This is a genomic window from Actinomadura montaniterrae (assembly GCF_008923365.1).
Taxonomy (GTDB): domain Bacteria; phylum Actinomycetota; class Actinomycetes; order Streptosporangiales; family Streptosporangiaceae; genus Spirillospora; species Spirillospora montaniterrae.
In genome coordinates, this window is record NZ_WBMR01000109.1 from 13985 (window position 1) to 30903 (window position 16919).

11 protein-coding genes are annotated in these 16919 nt (G+C 73.1%); 6 read left to right on the forward strand and 5 right to left on the reverse strand.

The genetic code is table 11. The annotated features are described in order from the left end of the window. Positions 1 to 10 precede the first annotated feature (10 nt). Both F9B16_RS30040 and F9B16_RS30045 read left to right on the forward strand, forming a co-directional pair. Positions 11 to 1447, forward strand: coding sequence for an APC family permease (locus F9B16_RS30040; RefSeq protein ID WP_151543578.1), 1437 nt, complete (start codon positions 11 to 13; stop codon positions 1445 to 1447). Further along, positions 1447 to 2355 (forward strand): acetamidase/formamidase family protein, encoded by a 909-nt coding sequence (locus F9B16_RS30045; protein ID WP_151543579.1) that lies wholly within the window; start codon positions 1447 to 1449, stop codon positions 2353 to 2355. Before F9B16_RS30040 ends, F9B16_RS30045 begins: the two co-directional genes overlap by 1 nt. A gap of 47 nt (positions 2356 to 2402) precedes the next feature. Here F9B16_RS30045 and F9B16_RS30050 read toward each other — a convergent pair whose 3' ends face one another. Continuing rightward, on the reverse strand, positions 2403 to 3368 hold the full coding sequence (locus F9B16_RS30050; protein ID WP_151543580.1) for a zinc-binding dehydrogenase: 966 nt from the start codon (positions 3366 to 3368) through the stop codon (positions 2403 to 2405). A gap of 131 nt (positions 3369 to 3499) precedes the next feature. Here F9B16_RS30050 and F9B16_RS30055 point away from each other — a divergent pair, with 131 nt between their 5' ends. From F9B16_RS30055 to F9B16_RS30070, 4 genes are all read left to right on the forward strand, one after another. Further along, a complete protein-coding gene (locus F9B16_RS30055) occupies positions 3500 to 4027 on the forward strand; it encodes a pyridoxamine 5'-phosphate oxidase family protein (protein WP_151543581.1) in 528 nt (175 codons plus the stop codon). 20 nt (positions 4028 to 4047) lie between these two features. After that, entirely contained in the window at positions 4048 to 4545 is a 498-nt protein-coding gene (locus F9B16_RS30060) for a DinB family protein (protein WP_151543582.1), read from the forward strand. Positions 4546 to 4617: 72 nt separating this feature from the next. Further along, positions 4618 to 5217, forward strand: a complete 600-nt coding sequence (locus tag F9B16_RS30065; protein ID WP_151543583.1) for an RNA polymerase sigma factor — start codon at positions 4618 to 4620, stop codon at positions 5215 to 5217. Next, entirely contained in the window at positions 5210 to 6241 is a 1032-nt protein-coding gene (locus F9B16_RS30070; protein ID WP_225992060.1) for a CU044_5270 family protein, read from the forward strand. The genes F9B16_RS30065 and F9B16_RS30070 overlap by 8 nt, the downstream gene beginning before the upstream one ends. A 53-nt stretch (positions 6242 to 6294) precedes the next feature. Here F9B16_RS30070 and F9B16_RS30075 read toward each other — a convergent pair whose 3' ends face one another. The 4 genes from F9B16_RS30075 to F9B16_RS30090 form a co-directional block, all read right to left on the reverse strand. Beyond that, a complete protein-coding gene (locus tag F9B16_RS30075) occupies positions 6295 to 9423 on the reverse strand; it encodes a family 78 glycoside hydrolase catalytic domain (RefSeq protein WP_225992061.1) in 3129 nt (1042 codons plus the stop codon). An 11-nt stretch (positions 9424 to 9434) separates the two neighbouring features. After that, a complete protein-coding gene (locus tag F9B16_RS30080; protein WP_151543584.1) occupies positions 9435 to 11960 on the reverse strand; it encodes a glycoside hydrolase family 127 protein in 2526 nt (841 codons plus the stop codon). After that, positions 11957 to 13990: an alpha-L-rhamnosidase-related protein gene (locus F9B16_RS30085; RefSeq protein ID WP_151543585.1), complete on the reverse strand. Its 2034-nt coding sequence runs from the start codon at positions 13988 to 13990 to the stop codon at positions 11957 to 11959. Before F9B16_RS30085 ends, F9B16_RS30080 begins: the two co-directional genes overlap by 4 nt. Before the next feature lie 100 nt (positions 13991 to 14090). After that, a partial coding sequence (locus F9B16_RS30090; RefSeq protein ID WP_151543586.1) for a glycosyl hydrolase occupies positions 14091 to 16919 on the reverse strand: 2829 nt, incomplete at its 5' end.

The following is a 16919-nucleotide window of genomic DNA, read 5'->3' on the forward strand; positions in this document are numbered from 1 at the left end:
AAGGCGCGTGATGACGACCGCCGGCCCCAACCCCGCGCCCTCCGGCGCCTCCCCCGGATCCGCCGCGCCCCCCGCCGCCGAGTCGGCCGAGGGGACGCTGAAGGCGTTCGGCTACGACCAGGAACTCAAGCGCTCGCTCAGCCTGGCCGACCTGGTGATCTACGGCCTGGTGTTCATGGTGCCGATCGCGCCGTTCACCATCTTCGGCGTCGTGTTCAACGGCTCCAAGGGCATGGTCGCGCTCACCTACGTCATCGGCCTGGTCGCGATGCTGTTCACCGCGCTCAGCTACCGGGAGATGTCGCGGGCGTTCCCGATCGCCGGGTCCGTGTACGCCTACGCCGGGCGCGGCATCAACGACAAGGTCGGCTTCCTCGCCGGCTGGGCGATCCTGCTGGACTACCTGCTCGTCCCGACGCTGCTGTACGTGATGAGCGCGGCGGCGCTGAACTCGCTGCTGCCGGCCGTCCCGCAGTGGGCGTGGGTCATCGTGTTCGTGCTGGTCAACACGGTGATCAACTTCCTGGGCATCGAGTCGACGGCGCGGCTGAACCGGCTGTTCCTGTTCGCCGAGCTGGTGGTGCTCGCGCTGTTCGTCGGGTTCGGCCTGGCCGCCGTGGCGCAGGGCAAGAACGGCGCGCACTTCTCCTTCGACCCGCTGCTCAAGCCCGGCCTGCTCACCCCCGGGCTGATCTTCGGGGCGCTGTCGATCGCGGTGCTGAGCTTCCTCGGCTTCGACGGGATCTCCACCCTGTCGGAGGAGGTCCGCGACACCGGACGCAAGATCGTCGGCCGCGCGACCGTCGTGGCGCTGTGCCTGGTCGCGGTCCTGTTCGTGGTGCAGACGTGGGTGGCGGCGCTGCTCGTCCCCGGCACGACCGAGTTCGCCGGCGACGACGCCACCAACTCTGCGTTCTACGACATCGCGCAGATCGCCGGCGGGCACTGGCTGAAGGTCACCGTCGCGGTCGCCGCGGCCCTCGCCACCGGCATCGCCAACTCCCTCGTCGCGCAGGCCGCCACGTCCCGGCTGCTGTTCAGCATGGCGCGGGACCGCAAGCTGCCCGCGTTCCTCGCCCACATCCACCCGACGCGGAAGACGCCCGAGCGCGCGATCCTGTTCGTCGCGGTGATCTCCCTGGTGCTCGGGCTGTTCTTCACCGGCCAGATCGACGTCCTGTCGTCGCTGGTCAACTTCGGCGCGCTGTTCTCGTTCCTGCTCCTGCACGTCGCCGTGTTCGTGCACTTCAAGCTGCGGAACCGGAGCACCCGCTGGGGGCTGCACATCCTCGCCCCCGCGATCGGCTTCGTGATCATCGGTTCGGTGCTGTGGAACGCCGACTCCCGCGCGAAGATCGGCGGGATCTGCTGGCTCGTCCTCGGGGCGCTGGTGCTGCTGTTCTACCGGCGCTCCGGCCGCGGGACCGACCTGAAGCTGGAGGACTGATGCACTTCCCCCGCACCAGCGTGCACAACGCCTGGGACAACGCGATCGCGCCGATCGCGGCGATCGCCCCCGGCGCCGAGCTCACCGTCGAGACCACGGACGCGAGCGGCGGGCAGCTCGGCCCCGCCTCCGGCGCCGCCGACGTCGCCGCGCTCGACTTCGGCCGGGTCAACCCCGTCACCGGCCCGTTCCTCGTCGAGGGCGCCGAACCCGGCGACGCCCTGGTCATCGACGTCCTGGACATGGCGGTCGGCGGCTGGGGCTGGACGGCCTGCATCCCCGGCTTCGGCCTGCTCGCCGACGACTTCCCGGACGCCCACCTGCGCGTCTCGACGATCGCCGACGGGGCCGCCGAGCTGCTGCCCGGGATGCGCGTCCCGGTCGTCCCGATGATCGGCACGATCGGCGTCGCGCCGCCCGAGCCCGGCGCGCACTCGATCGTCCCGCCGCGCCGCTGGGGCGGCAACATGGACGTCCGGCACATCGGCCCCGGCGCCCGGCTCGTCCTGCCCGTCGGCGTGGACGGCGCGCTGCTGTCCCTCGGCGACGCGCACGCCGCGATGGGCGACGGCGAGGTCTGCGGCACCGGCGTCGAGACCGACGCGGCCGTCCGGCTCCGCGTGGACGTGCGCCGCGGCGCCGCCCCGTCCACCCCGGTGATCGAGACCGACCCGCGCACGCAGCGGACCGGCGCCGCGCTCGTCACCACCGGCATCGGCCCCGACCTCATGGAGGCGTCCAGGGACGCGGCGCGCGCCCTCGTCGCGGAGGTCGCGGCCCGCACCGGCATGGCCCCGGTCGACGCCTACCTGCTGGCGAGCGTCGCCGCCGACCTGAAGATCTCCGAGGTCGTGGACGCGCCGAACTGGATCGTCTCGGCGCACCTGGAGCTTTCCCTGCTGGCATGACGCTGGACGGCCCGGCCGCGACACCGCGGGCGCGGCCGGGGCCGTCCTCACACGACGAGGAGCGTCTTGCCCACCACCGACCGGGCCTCCATCGCCGCGTGCGCGTCGGCGGCGCGCTCCAGCGGCAGCCGCCGCCCGATGACCGGGCGGATCCGGCCCGCCGCGGCCGCGTCCAGCGCCCGCCGCACCCGCTCCTTCGCCCCGTCCCCGAACCCCATGAGCTGCTCGATCCCGAACACCGTCACGCCGCGCTCCGCCGCCTCCTCCGGCGGGATCACCGTCGCCGCGCCGGCGGACGCCCCGTGTACCGAGAACCGTCCGCCCCGGGCCGTCGCGCCGAACGCCTCGCGGCCGATCTCGCCGCCCACGCCGTCGAACACCACGTCGAACCCGCCCGTCGCGTCCAGCACCCGCTTCGCCCAGCCCGGCTCCGAATAGTCGACGGCCTCCGCGCCCAGCTCCCGGACCAGCGCGAGCTTCGCCTCACCCCGCGCGGCGCCGACGACCCGCGCCCCCGCCGACAGCGCCAGCTGCACGAGCAGGCTCCCCAGCCCGCCCGCCGCCGCCTCGACCAGCACCCGGTCGCCCGCGCGGACCCCCGCGCCGTCGAACAGGCCGAGCGCCGTCCCGCCGTCGTGCAGCAGCGCCGCCGCCTCGGCCAGGTCCAGGCCGTCCGGCACCGGGACGAGGTCGTCCACGTCCGCGACGGCCCGCTCCGCGTTGCCGCCCAGCCGGCCCGCGGTGCCGGTGGTGACGCGCCTGCCCAGCCATTCCGGCGCGACGCCGTCCCCGATCGCGGCCACCCGCCCGGCCACCCCGCCGCCCGGCACGTACGGCGGCTCCGGCAGCGGCGGCCCCGGCGTGATGCCCCGCCGCAGCTGGGTCTCCACGAAGTTGATCTCGGCGACCGCCACCGCGACGACCACCTGCCCCGGGCCGGCGGCCGGCTCCGGCGCCTCCCCCGCCACCAGCACCTCCGGGCCACCGAACCGCGTCACGCGCACGACCTTCATCAGCGTCTCCCTTCGCTCCCGGCAACGCTCACACCTCAACCCACCTTGAGGTCAAATCCGCGCCCGCGATGAGTTCCCGGCCGCCCGCCGGTCATATCTCCCGACGACCCGCGAAACGAGAGGTGAGCAGCATGACCGACCGCGAACCCGTCGACGTCAGCGACCTCGACATCTACGACAGCGGCGGCCCCATGCCCTGGGAGCGGGCCCGCACCGCGCTGGTCAAGGGCCTCCCGCGGATGGAGACGCCCGTCTTCCTCGGCACGGTCCGCCCGGACGGCCGCCCCCACTCGGCGGGCATCGGCGCCCTGTGGCACGACGGCGACCTGTACTTCACCAGCGGCCCCGGCACGCGCAAGTCCCGCAACCTCGCCGCGAACCCGGCGTGCACGCTGTCCGCCCGGCTGGAGGGCCTGGACCTCGTCCTCGAAGGCGCGGCGGCGCGGGTCACCGACCCGGCCGTCCTCGAACCGGTCGCCGCCGCCTACCGCGAGGGCGGCTGGCCCGCCCAGGTCGACGGCGACGCGTTCACCGCCCCGTACAGCGCGCAGAGCGCCGGCCCGCCGCCGTGGCACCTGTACCGCTTCACCGTCCACGCCGCGATCGGCGTCGCGTTCGTCGAGCCGTACGCCGCCACCCGCTGGACGTTCACGACGTGACACCGCCCTAGGGTGGTGCGATGAACGAACCGCGCGGGGACCTTCGTCCGCCCAGCCTGAACGCCGACGAACCGACGACCTTGCTGGCGTTCCTGCGCTACCTGCGGGACGCCGTCGTGGCCAAGGCGTCCGGCGTCCCCGACGAGGCGGCCCGCGCGCCCGGCGTCCCGTCCGGCACGAGCCTGCTCGGCCTGGTCAAGCACCTCACGCGCACGGAGCTGAACTGGTTCGTGTGGGCGTACGAGGGCGCCGACGTGCCGCTGCTCGACGACGGCGAGCCGCCGCTGCCCGGCGAGACGGCCGCGGACATCGTCGCCGGCTACCGCGCGGCCGCCGCGCGCTCGGACGCGATCGCCGCCGCATGCCCGGACCTGGACCGTCCGGGCGCCAGGTCGCTGCGCGAGACGCCGCCGCCGTCCATGCGCTGGCTGCTGGTACACATGATCGAGGAGACCGCCCGGCACGCGGGCCACGCCGACATCCTGCGCGAACGACTCGACGGCTCGGTGGGCCGCTGACGGCCCGGGAACCGATCGGCCCCGGACGGGCAACAAGGGGCGTCCCGATCCAGAGCCGAGAGGCCCCACCACATGAGCGAGACGAGCCGGGCCGAGGCCGATGACGCCTCCTTCATCGGACGCTCCCGGCACGAGCCGGAGGCGTTCGCCGAGATCTTCCGCCGGCACGCGCCCGACATCAAGCGGTACGTCACCCGCAGGCTCGGCGGCGACGCCGCCGAGGACGTCGTCGCCGAGACGTTCCTGACGGCGTTCCGCCGGCGCCACGCCTACGACCTGGCGCGCCCGAACGCGCGGCCGTGGCTGTACGGCATCGCCACCAACCTGATGGGACGGCACGTCCGCGCGGAGGTCCGGCAGTTGCGCGCCCTGCGGCGCACGGGCGTCGACCCGGTGACGGCGGCGTTCACCGACCGCAGCGACGAGCGGCTGACCGCCGAGGCGTCCGGTCCGCGGCTGGCGGCGGCGCTGGCCGCGATGCCGAAGGGGCGCCGCGACGCGCTGCTGCTGGTGGCGTGGGAGGGCCTCAGCTACCCGGAGGTCGCGCAGGCGCTCGGCGTCCGCGTCGGCACGGTCCGGTCGCGGCTCAACCGGGCCCGGGCGCAGCTGCGCCGGGAGCTCGCCGGGACGGACGTCATGGCCATCGTCAGCGAGGAGCCCGTCCATGAATGAGATGACCCGACTCGAGCGGTTCCGCGCCGAGGTCCCCCGCCCGGGCCCGTCCGACCTGCGCGCGGAGGAGGAGCGGCTGCTGGCCGCGATGCTCGCCCCGGCGCCCGGGCGGCCGGAGCCGCGCAGGCCGCGGCGCCTCCGCCTCGCCGTCGCCGTGACGGCCGGAACCGCGGCGGCCGCCGTGGCGGCGGGCCTGGCCGTCGCCGGCGGGGACGAGCACCGCGTCCCGGCCGTCCGCACGATGCCGGCGGCGCACGTCGAACTGCTCCAGCACGCCGCCGACGCCGCGGGCCGGACACCGGAACTGCACCCGAAGCCCGGCCAGTACCTCGTCTACCGGTCCGTGACCATGAACCCGGTGGAGTCCAACAGCGCGAACGGCCGCCACGCCCGGTACCTGTCGCGCGCGAACCGCACGATCTGGCTGCCCGTGGACGGCGACGCGACGCGCGGCGTCCTGGAGACCGACGCGCTGCCGCCCAGGCCCTATCCCGGCGAGCCGCTCCCGCCGGAGGCCCGCCGGGAGACCGGGCACAGCGGCCCGGAGAGGGCCGCCGACTTCGACCACCGCGCCGAATGGCTGCGCACCGACTACGCCTACCTGAGCCGCCTGCCCGCCGACCCCGCGGGCATGTACCGGCACCTGTACTCCCACCTCGGGACCGGGCCGAAGGCCGACGCGCAGGCGTGGCAGAACGTCGGCGGCATGCTCACCGAGGCGTACATGCCCGCCGCGCAGCGCAAGGCGCTGTTCCGGGCGGCGGCCGCGATCCCGGGCGTCCGGACCGTCGGCAAGGCCGTGGACGCCGCCGGCCGCACGGGCGTCGCCGTGTCCCTCGACGTCCCCGGCAGCGGGCAGCGCGACGAGTACATCTTCGACCCGAAGACCTACCTGTACCTCGGCCAGCGAACCGTCGTCACCAACGCGTCCCTGGCCCAAGCCCCAGCAGGCACGGTCCTGACCTCAACAGCCCAACTAAGCGTCCACCTCACCGACCGCCCCCCGTCCCCCAACCCCCACTGACCCGCCGCGCGCCCGTCCTCCGCGAGGTGAGCGGAGGACGGGCGCGGGTGTGGTCAGGCGGTGGTGCCGTGGAAGGTCCAGGTGCCGGGGCCGACCTTGGCGGGGTCGGCGGTGCCGGGGACGTGGACCTCGGCGGTGCCGCCGGCGGGGACCGTGACGGTGAGGGTGACCTTGCCGCCGTCGCGCGTCCAGGACGAGCGGACCTCGCCGTACGGGGTCCGCCGCGTCGCGGACGCGCTGGTCAGGTCGCCGACGATGGCCGGGTCGACGACCAGGTTCCGGTAGCCGGTGGAGCCGTCGGCCTGGCGGATCCCGGCGAGGCGGGAGGTGAACCACGAGTCGATCGAGCCGAGCATGAAGTGGTCCTGCGACTGGCCGCTGCCGCCGTCCCAGGACTCGCCGAGCGCGGTGTTGCCGTGTACGACCTGGTAGCCGTAGCTGGGGCTGTCGGTCTGCGTGGCGATCCGGTAGACGACGTCGTCGGGCAGGACGCGGAACGCCGACGGCAGCGAGATCTCGCCGAGCTGCAGGTGGTAGCCGGCGTCCCGCACGCTGGACACCAGGTGGTCGAGGAGCTTCTGCCGGTCGGACGCGGGCACGGCGCCCATGTCGAGGGCGATGGCCTCGGCACCCTGGCCGCCGCCCGCGAACGTGCCGGTGGAGGCGTCGTAGTACTTCGCGGCCAGGGACTTCGCGCTCTGGTCCGCCTTGGCCTTGTAGGCGGCCGCGTCGGCGGTCTGACCGAGCACTCCGGCGATCTTGGCGAGGGTGTCGTTGACGCGCCAGTAGCCGTAGGTGCCCGACACCATCTTCGGGAACGTCCGGTCGGGCGTGAACCAGTCGCCGAGGCTGTAGTCGGTGAGCCCGTCGGTCGCGCGGGCCTCCAGGTAGGCGGAGTACTTCTTCATCTGCGCGTAGTAGGTGCGCATCGTCTCGGTGTCGCCGTAGTTCTGGTACAGCTGCCACGGGACGACGACGAACGCGCCGCCCCAGTTGGGGTCGTCGCGGTAGGCGCCGGCGAGGACGGTGTAGTCCGGCACGGTGGACGGGATGAGGCCGGTGTCGGTCTGCGCGTCCGCCATGTCCTGGACGATCTTGCGCAGCAGCGCGTGTACGTCGTAGTTGGCGGCGAGGGCGTCGCCGACGAGGTGGTCCTGCTCCAGCCAGCCGAGCTTCTCGCGGCTCGGGCAGTCGGTGAGGATGCCCTGCATGTTGTTCTCGATGGCGCGCCTGATCAGCCCGTGGATCCCGTTGACGAGGTCGTTGGACGAGGTGAACGTGCCTGCGGACGCGGTGTCGTTGCGGAGCGCCTGCCCGCGGACGGTGACCGTCGCGCCGGCGGGCAGGCCGCGGACCTCCAGGTACCGGAAGGAGTGGTAGGAGAACTGCGGATGCCAGGTCTCGGCGCCGGAGGTGCGGGTCGTGTACTGGTCCCAGATCGGCGCGCCGACGTTGCTGATCGACTGGTTCGCGCGGCCGTCCTTGAGGCTCTCGGACGGGTAGACGCGCACGGCGGTGCCGGCGGGCGCGGTCACGGTGATCTCGGGGCGTCCGGCGATGACGCGGCCCACGTCGAACACCTGGTAGCCGTCGCCGGAGCCGACCTGCTTGCCGGGGAGCGTCTCGACGACGCGGACGGGTTCGGTCTCGCGCGCGCTGAGCGCGCCGGGCGCGGACACGGGGACGGCGTCCTCCCAGCCGGAGCGGGACGCGCCGGGCCGGTCCCAGCCGGGGCGCTCGCGGCGGGCGTCGTGGTCCTCGCCGCCGTACCAGTTGGAGAAGGTGACGGGCCCGAGGACGGTCTTCCACGTCCCGTCGCTGGCGACCCGCACGACCTGGCCGTTGGCGAGGGTGACCTCGAGCTGCGCCATCAGCTTGGGGTCGCTGATCGTGCCGGCGAACTTGCGGTACCGGTCGGGCGTGGAGATCACGTTGGCGCTGCCGTTGCCGAGTTCGACGCCGAGCGTGTTGCCGCCGGGCCGCAGCATCTTCGTGACGTCGTACGTGGCGTACTGGACGCGCTTGGCGTAGGCGGTGTTGGCGGGTTCGAGCTCGGCGTCGCCGATGCGGCGGCCGTTGAGCCGCGCCTCGTAGACGCCGAGCCCGGCGACGTAGAGGCGAGCGTCGCGGACGCCGCGCGGCAGCGCGAAGTCCTTGGCGAAGATGGGCAGCGCCTCGGGGATCGGCGACTGCGGCGGTTCCTGCCCGGTGACGGTCGCGCGGTTCTCGAACGCCCCGTCGGCGGCGTCGGACGTCCCGACGGTGAAGTCGGCGGGCGCGTACGGGACCTTCCCGCCCTCGGCGGGCTGGTCGGTGCGCGGGAACAGCAGGACCTCGTCGAACGCCTTGGCGTCCTTGAGGTCGACGGTCAGCGTCAGCGGCTTGTCGGAGACGTCCGCCTTGGTGAAGGCGGAGCTGGACCAGCCGGCGAACTCCTGGTTCGTCGTCTCCGTCCCGTCGGTGAGGTAGCGGGTGCCCCACTTGCGGTTGACGTTGCCGCCGTTGTCGGACGCGGTGACGGTCCTCCCGGCGGCGAGGTTCGTGCCGGGGTCGGCGGAGTCGCGGACCTCCAGCTCGGCGAGCTGGAGCCGGTACGTCTCGTCCGGCACCTGCTCGACCATGGGCAGGCCGAGCTTGGTCACGTCGAGGCGGACGTACCGGGCGGTGGTCTTCGGCAGCTTCACCACGATCGGGTCGGGCTTCTTGGTGCTGGTCTGCCAGTCCTTCTGGCCGATCCAGCGGCCCTGCCAGTCGCTCTGCGCGGTGAGGCCCGTCTCGAACCAGGACGGCGACGACCAGCCGGACGCCTTCGGGCCCGTCCACACGCGGACGCGCCAGTACACGCGGGTGCGGCTGCCGAGCGCCCTGCCGGCGTAGTCGGCGCGCTGGGCGGCGGAGGCGACGCGGCCGGAGTCCCACAGGTCGGGGCGGCTCCGGTGCAGCGCCTTCTCGCTGGTGGCGGCCTGGATCTGGTACGCGGTCTGCGCGGTGTTCCGGCCGCCGCGCAGCTGCCAGGTGAGGGGCGGGGTGGTGTCGTCGATGCCGAGCGCCCGGGACAGGTCGTCGGCCCGCAGGCCGGTGACGTCCGCGCGGGCGTCGGCGTGCGCCGGCGGGGCGAGGAGGGTGAGCGGCAGGACGGCGGTCACCGCTGCGGCCGCGAGGCCGCGCATCGGATTGCGCAAGGGGGATTCTCCTAGGAACGGCCCTGCGCGTGCAGGGAGGCGATCTCGTCGGCCGTCAGGACGTGGTTGTAGAGGCGGAAGCCGGTGACCTGGCCGTCCATGGCCGGGTTGCGGGTGTCCTGGGAGCGGCCGAGGTAGTTGTGCGTGGTCGCGCCGAGCGCGAGGGGGCTCATGACGAGGGCGTCGTTGCGTCCGGCCGGAACGCCGTCGACGTACAGGACCGCCGATCCGCTTCCGGCGGTGACGGCGAGGTGGGTCCAGGCGCCGGCGGGGAGGGCGGACGGCGCGTCGGCGTAGTCCTCGCCGTCCATGCCGGTGATCTTCATGGTGAAGCGGGCCTTGGCCGACCCGGTGCGGGCGATGACGGCGAAGTACGTCGTCTTGTTGAAGCCGAGGTCGAACACCCGCGTGTTGTTCGCGACCGTGTCGAGGTTCAGCCAGACGGAGACGGTCAGCGCGTCGAGGCCGGAGAGGAGCCCGGCGGGCAGCGCGATATGGCCGCCCGTCCCGTCGAGCGCGACGGCGCCGCCGTCATCGGCCCACGACGCGCCGGACACGAGCGACGCGTCCGGCCATCGGCCCGTCGCGTCGGCCAGGCTCCGGCCGGTGAGCGGGAAGTGCGCCAGCAGCGCGGGCTTGCGGCGCGGCGCGGGCGTCGCCCAGTACACGGTGTAGCGCTCGTGCTGGACTTCGGAGAACGGTTTCAGCTTCACGGTCGCGCCGTCCGCCGACGCGGTGTAGTTCAGCGGGGCGCTGAGGTCGGCCTGCAGGGAGCGCGGCTCGATCGCGGGGAACGCGTTGAGCGTCCGGTCGCCGTACTCTCCCGCCAGCACGACCGGGCCGACGCTGACGGCCTGGACGCACGGGTTGTCGGGCGCCTTCCGCCAGACGGGCGCCATCGGCATCGCGACGTCCACGACATCGCCGCGCTTCCAGTGCCGCTCGATCGCGGTGTACGAGCCGGGCCGGGCCTGCACCGGGACGGCCGCGCCGTTCACCCGGATCCGGGCCCGGGCGCCGCGCGCGCCGAGCCAGCCCGGCACCCGGATCTTCAGCGTGAACCGGGAAGAGCCGGACGTCACCGTCAGCCGCGTCCGGTCGGTGTGCGGGTATCCGGTCTCCTGCCGGATCCCGATCCCGCGTTCCCGCCACGTCACCTCGGACGGGATGAACAGGTTCACGTACAGTTCGTCACGGGAATGGAAATAGACGCTGTCGGCGAATTTCGTCGCCGTCTCCATTCCCGTTCCGTGGTCGCAGGAGAAATTGTCGTAGTCGGAGCTGTAGCTGCCGGGCGCCGCCTTCAGCCCGCCCTTGACCTCGCGCTGCGAGCCGGGGAACAGGCCGGTGTAGTAGGTGACGAAACCGTGCTCGGAGTCGGGGTCCTGCTCGCCGAGCATCTGGTTGAGCAGCGTCCACTCGTAGTGGTCCATGTAGGCCGACTCGGACGGGTCGTGCAGGAACAGCAGCCGCGAGAGCTTCAGCATGTTGTAGGAGTTGCAGTTCTCGCAGGTGTCGGAGCCGAGCCGGCAGGCGATCTCGCCGGGCGGGCCGAACAGCTCGTTGTTGCTGTTCCCGCCGATCACGTAGGAATGGTGATGGACGACCGTGTCCCAGAAATAGGCGGCGATGTCGTGGTAGCGGGTCTCGCCGGTCGCCTCGTACTCGCGCACCGCTCCGACGATCTTCGGGATCTGGGTGTTGGCGTGCAGGCCGTCGAGGGCGTCGGTGCGCGCGGCGAGCGGCCCGAAGACCGCCTCGTGGTCGAAGCGGCGGGCGGTCGCCAGGTGCTCGGGGTCGCCGGTGACCTGGTACAGCTCGGCGAGCACGTCGTTCATGCCGCCGAACTCGACGCCGAGCACCTTCTGCATCTGGTCGGCGGTCAGCCTGCCGGTGCGGGTCCCCGCCCACGCGGCCATCCCCTTGAGCATGGTCAGCGCCTGCGCGTTGCCGCTCAGCCGGTACTGGTCGAGCAGCCCGGCCATGATCTTGTGGAGGGTGTAGTACGGCGCCCAGGGGTGGCCGCCCGCCTCCATCTGGTCGAAGACGGTCTCCTCGAACGCCGACAGGTACCCGGCGCCGAACCCGGCCGACGGCGACGCCGCCTGGCATTTCGCCAGCTCACCGACGATGTACCGGCCCTTGGCCGCGTACGCGTCGTCGCCGGTGTTCGCGTGCGCCTGGGCGAGCGCCGACAGCAGGTGCCCGGTGGAGTGGCCGCGCAGCTGGACGTCCGGCGCCTCCCAGCCGCCGCACGGCTGCGCCGACGACGGCAGCCCCACGTTCAGCCGGAAGGTGTGCAGGAGCCGGTCGGCGTCGACGAATTTCAGATAGCTGCAGGTCCGGGCCATGTTCGCGCGGAACGGGCCGTCCAGCAGCGTGACGTCCGCGAGCGGGAACGGCGCGAGCATCGGCTTCGGCGAGACCCGGACGGTGCCCGCGCGGGCGGGCGGTGCGGGCAGGGCGGGGAGGGCGAGCGCCGCCGAAGCGGCGCCCGCCGTGCCGAGGAACGCCCTGCGATTCAGGGCGCCGGTCATGCCCGCTCGCTCCGGATGGTGTGGTTCCCGTGCAGGCCGTCGACGTAGACGTACTCGCCGTCGGTGCGGACGCCCTTCACCAGCGCGCGAGTGCCGTCCCACACGAGGTGCCCGTCGACCCGGACCTTGATCCGCTCGCCGAACGTCGGCACGCCTGCGCGTCCCGTCGCGGCGCGCGGCGCCTTCAGCTTCGCGGTGTAAGCGCCCTTGGCGACCTTCCAGGAACCGTCCACCGCGCCGAGCGTTGTGGTGATGCGGCCCTGCGCGAAGGTCAGGTCGGCGGTGTGCGGGACGAAGTCGAACGACCGCCCGCCCGTCCCGGTCGGGTTCAGGCCGAGGACGCCGAAGGTCAGCGCCGTGACGGGCCCGGTCGCCCAGGCGTGCGCGAGGCTCGTGTAGGAGCTACAGAAGACGCAGCCGTCGCCGGGGTTGCGGTACGACTCCCAGAACGTGCTGCCGGTCCCCTGCGGGTTGCTCAGCATGTAGCCCCACTCGCGCCGGATGATGTCGACGCCGGCCTGGTCGGCGGCCTTCCCGCCGGCGGCGAAGTGCGCGTTGACCTCCATCGATCCGGAGAAGACGCCCGGGTTGCCCTTGTTCTCCGGCGCGGTGGAGGCGACCTCGTTCCAGTTGCCCTTCAGCTCGGCGCTGATCCGGCGGGCCTGGGCCTGGTCGGCCAGGCCGTACCAGACGGCGAGCGAGTTGCCGTCCTGCGGGTGGATGGCGTTGTTGGGGTAGAACTTGTACGCGCCCGCGGCGTCGTCCCAGAAGTTGGCGTTGATCGCGGTGCGCAGCGCGGCGGCGCGCTGGGCGTAGGACGCCGCCAGGCCGTCGTCGCCCTGGGTGCGGGCGAGCTGCGCACCGGTGTCGAGGACGCGCCACAGCAGCACGTTCGCGATGAGGTTCTCGCCCTTGGCGAGGATCCGGACGGAGTCGGACGTGCCGGTGATCGACAGCAGGCCGTTCGCGTCGACCTTCGCGGAGCTGTAGTCGACGGCCTTCTTGTACCGGTCCCAGATCCCGGAGACCCAGCGCGCGTCACCCGTGTACTTGTAGTAGTCCCAGCTCGCGGCGAGGGTCCACAGGTGGTAGGTGTCCGAGCCGTACTTGTTCAGCTCCGGCCCGGCGTAGGGCAGCTCACCGGTGTCGCGCTGGTGCTGGTAGATCACGTCGAGCGAGTTGCGGGCGGACGCGGTGTCGTCGAACGCCGCGTACGCGGACGGGATCTCGACGCCGAGGTCGCCGGGCCAGACCGTCCGGTCCCGCTTGGCGCCGTCCACGAGGATGGACGCGCCGGAGCCGATGTCGCCGGTGTTGTCCCACAGCGCCGCCGGCGCCTCCCACACGCGGCCCGTCTTCGGCGAGATCGTGTTCAGCTGGACGGTGTAGGCGCCCGCGTACCAGATCCGGTTCAGCAGGTCGTCGCTGGAGTAGAAGTAGTTCGCGTACTTGGACGGGTCCTTCACCTGCGGCGCGGGCGTGTAGTGCAGCGACACCCCGTCGAGGTCGACGCTCCCGCCGGACTGCATGAAGATCGTCAGGTAGCGGAAGCCGCCGCGCAGGTACTTCTCCGGCGTGGTGTAGGTGGTGCGGCCGTCCACGTCGGCGGTGAGGGCGCCGTCGCGGCTGCGCGGGCCGCCGGTGGAGGCGTCGCTGTCGGTGGCGACGTAGGCGGACGACTCGTTGAACGCCAGCCCGACCTGCTGCGCGCCGTCCGATCCGGCGAAGTGCAGGGTGGTGAGGCCGCCGACCTCCTTGCCGAAGTCGAGCGTGACGTACGACCCGGCGCCGCTGAGGGTGGTCTTCTGCCCCTTGAGGACGGCGGACGGGTTCGTGACGTCGCCGCTGGTGTTGTAGACGGCGACGGGGCGGACCGTCCGCGACGACGGCGACAGGACGTACCGCTTCCACGGCGCCGCGTCATGCCCGTGGGCCGGGGCGGCAGCGGCCGGGACGGCCTGGGCGGCGAGGAGGGCGGACATTCCCAAGGTGAGAGCGGCGATGCGCCGCCTGGATACGCTGGTGTGCATGGATTCCTCGGATTCCGGTCCGTGTGCGGGACGGGGTTGACGGGGGTTCAGGTGCGGGAGGGCGGGCCAACGCCCTCCCGCACGCGTTCTCGGGGCCGGCTCAGCGGGTGCGGATCACCGCCTCGCCGTACGGGACGAGCCGGACCGGCCCGATCAGCCCGTACGCCTGCCGCGACGCGCCGCCGTACACGCCGGGGTCGGACACCCGCAGCCGGTTGTTCAGCGTCGTGGCCACCTCGACCTCGATGGTGTTGGCGCCGCGCCGCAGGTAGGGGCCGATGTCCACGGCCGGGTACAGCACGCTGACCGGCGGGACGCGGCGCCCGTTCACCGACACCCGGCAGGTGTCGAAGACCTCGCCGAGGTCCAGGACGGCACCGGCGCCGCCGTCCCACGTCACGGTCGTGGTGTAGGTGCCGATGCCGGAGACGTCCGCGAGCTCGGGGATGTCCGGCCATGCCTTGAGGGCGTCGAGCGCCAGGTCGTGGCTCTTCGTGCCGTCCGGGGTCATGTCCTCGACGCGCAGCCGCCAGCTCGTGAGGGTCTGCGCGGCGGGGACGGCGCCGATCGCGGTCGTGACCGTGCGGCCGTCCGCGAGCGTGGTCGCGTAGGCGCCGGCGGCGGTCGCGCGGGCGACGAGCCGCTGCCCGTCCACCCGGACCTCGGCCTGCGAGGCGGTCGCGGACGGGTGGTGCCCGCCGCGCGCCAGGATGATCACGGTCGCCTCGGACGGCTGGAGCGCGATCCGGACCGTGACGGTGTCGCCGTCGGCCTTGTAGACCGCGACCGGCTCGGTCTCGCCCGTCCAGAGGTCCAGCCGGTACGGGACGGCCTTGCGGTCGGCGCGGGTGAACGACACCTCGTGGTCGATCGCGGCGACCGGCGGCTTCACCGTCTCGGCGTGCTTGCCGTTGCACAGGTAGAAGTAGTCGACGCGGCCGTCCCGCCGGTGGGCGTTGAGCAGGGTGGAGCTCTGCGCGTAGCTCGCCTCGGGCCGCAGGCCGAGCGCGTCGAGCGCGCCCTGCACGTCGGTCTCCACCGCGACGTTCTTCACGCGTGGTAGCGCGAACATCTCCTTGATGACGGCACGGAGCGCGTCGTTCTCCCCGTCCTTCGGGATGCCCGGGACCGTCGCGGCCGACCAGTCGCCGAGGAAGATCAGCGGCAGGCCCGCCTTGGCGAACCTCAGCATGGTGCGGGCGGTGTCGAGCGGCAGCGTGCACGCGTTGCCGTTGAAGCGGTCGCCCTCGACGAAGAGCACTTGGTAGGCGGGGCCGTCGGGGGCGAGCCGCCCGTCGCGGACCTTCGCCGACGGCAGGTCCAGCAGCGGCGCGCTGATCATCTGGTGCGTCCAGCCGAGCGGGACGCCGTACTTGGTGAACCAGCCGGCGCCGATGCCGGTCTTGGTGTACCCCTTCTGCCGGAACACCGCGACGTCGATGCGGCTCTTGCCGGCGCGCATCGTCTGGTGGACGCGCCCGAGGTACGCGGCGATGTCGGGGGCGTGCCGCCACGTCGGCTGGCGCGGCCCCCACGACTCGGCGAACCCGATGCCGCCGTTGTACGGGGTGAACGCCGCGAACCCGGGCCACGCCGCGCCGGGCGCGGTCGCGTAGGAGAACCCGTGGAACACGGTCTGGTTGAGCCCGGCCGCGTAGGCGCCGCCCATGGTGCGCAGCAGCTTGTCCCACGTGGTGTTGTACGCGCCGCCCTGGTAGGCCCCGGCCTCGCAGGACAGCAGTTCCCGGCCCGCCATGTCGCGGCCTCCGGCGAGCGCGCGGTAGTCGTCCAGGTTCTTGAACCCGAGCGACTCGCCCTCCGGGACGTCCAGGATCGCCGCGGACCGGATCGCGTCCGTCGACAGCCCGTACGGCTGGGCGCGCAGCTCCAGGCCGACCGAGTGCGCCCACGTCCGCAGCGCCTCGAAGTGGTACTCGTTCAGCAGGTCGGAGACCGTCAGCCAGAAGTCGTGCCGCGCCTGCGCGGTGCGGTCCGCCTCGTAGCTGTAGACGGTGTTCTCCTTGTTCAGGACGATCACCGGCAGGTACGGCGCGAGGTCGTAGCCGCGCCGCCGCTTGAACTCGGCGGGCAGGTCCGGGGTCCAGTTGAGGGCGGGCGTCTCCAGCTCGATCGAGTCCTCGAACAGCGTCCCGCCGGCCTTCTTGATCAGCTTGCGGACGCGCGGGGTGAGCAGCCGCGCCTCCCAGAACGCGGTGACCGCGCGGGTGCCCGCCTTGCTGAAGTGGTCGACGACCCAGGAGTCGGGGCTGCTGTGCGGGCCGCCTTCGGGCTGCTGCCCGCTGCCGCGCCGCCAGTACGAGAAGAGCAGCCAGTCGCCGCCGGCCGGGGCCGTCCAGGTGATCCGGCCGTCCTTCGCCCGGTCGGTGAGGTCGGTGAAGGAGGCGAAGTCGAGCCCGGTCTCCTTGCGGGTCGCGTTCGCCGTGTCGATCTTCACGGCGTGGACGGCGACGAGGGTCCGCTTCGTCACGCCCTTCGCGGCCGCCGCGACGGGCTCGGGCACCGGGCCGTCGTGCGTGGCGCCGCCCGCGACCGCCGCCGTCCCGTAGGCCAGCTCCTGCACGGCGGCGTCGTCGTCCGGCGTGATCGTCGGGACGGCTGCGGGCCACGCCGGGCCGATCGTCAGGTCCACGGTCAGGCCGCGCCGGTCCGCCTGGTCGAGGGCGGCCTCGACGCCGGCGACCCACGCCGCCGTCCCCCAGCCGTGCCCCGCCGGGTCCAGCACGGACGCGTCCTTGATGCTGTGGTGGACGGCGGAGATCTCGCCGCCGCCGAACCCGGCGTCGGCCATCTGGTCGATCTCGCGGCGGATCTCGGCGGGGTCGACCAGCCCGTCCGGCCACCACCAGCGGAACCTCGGCCGCACGGCCGCGCCGGGCCGGGGGAACCCGGCCGCGCCCGGCGCGGCCGG

Bases quoted from the DNA above. Each gene is read 5' to 3' on its own strand.
- F9B16_RS30040 (WP_151543578.1), top strand. From the start codon at position 11: ATGACGACCGCCGGCCCCAACCCCGCGCCCTCCGGCGCCTCCCCCGGA.
- F9B16_RS30045 (WP_151543579.1), top strand. From the start codon at position 1,447: ATGCACTTCCCCCGCACCAGCGTGCACAACGCCTGGGACAACGCGATC.
- F9B16_RS30050 (WP_151543580.1), bottom strand. From the start codon at position 3,368: ATGAAGGTCGTGCGCGTGACGCGGTTCGGTGGCCCGGAGGTGCTGGTG.
- F9B16_RS30055 (WP_151543581.1), top strand. From the start codon at position 3,500: ATGACCGACCGCGAACCCGTCGACGTCAGCGACCTCGACATCTACGAC.
- F9B16_RS30060 (WP_151543582.1), top strand. From the start codon at position 4,048: ATGAACGAACCGCGCGGGGACCTTCGTCCGCCCAGCCTGAACGCCGAC.
- F9B16_RS30065 (WP_151543583.1), top strand. From the start codon at position 4,618: ATGAGCGAGACGAGCCGGGCCGAGGCCGATGACGCCTCCTTCATCGGA.
- F9B16_RS30070 (WP_225992060.1), top strand. From the start codon at position 5,210: ATGAATGAGATGACCCGACTCGAGCGGTTCCGCGCCGAGGTCCCCCGC.
- F9B16_RS30080 (WP_151543584.1), bottom strand. From the start codon at position 11,960: ATGACCGGCGCCCTGAATCGCAGGGCGTTCCTCGGCACGGCGGGCGCC.
- F9B16_RS30085 (WP_151543585.1), bottom strand. From the start codon at position 13,990: ATGCACACCAGCGTATCCAGGCGGCGCATCGCCGCTCTCACCTTGGGA.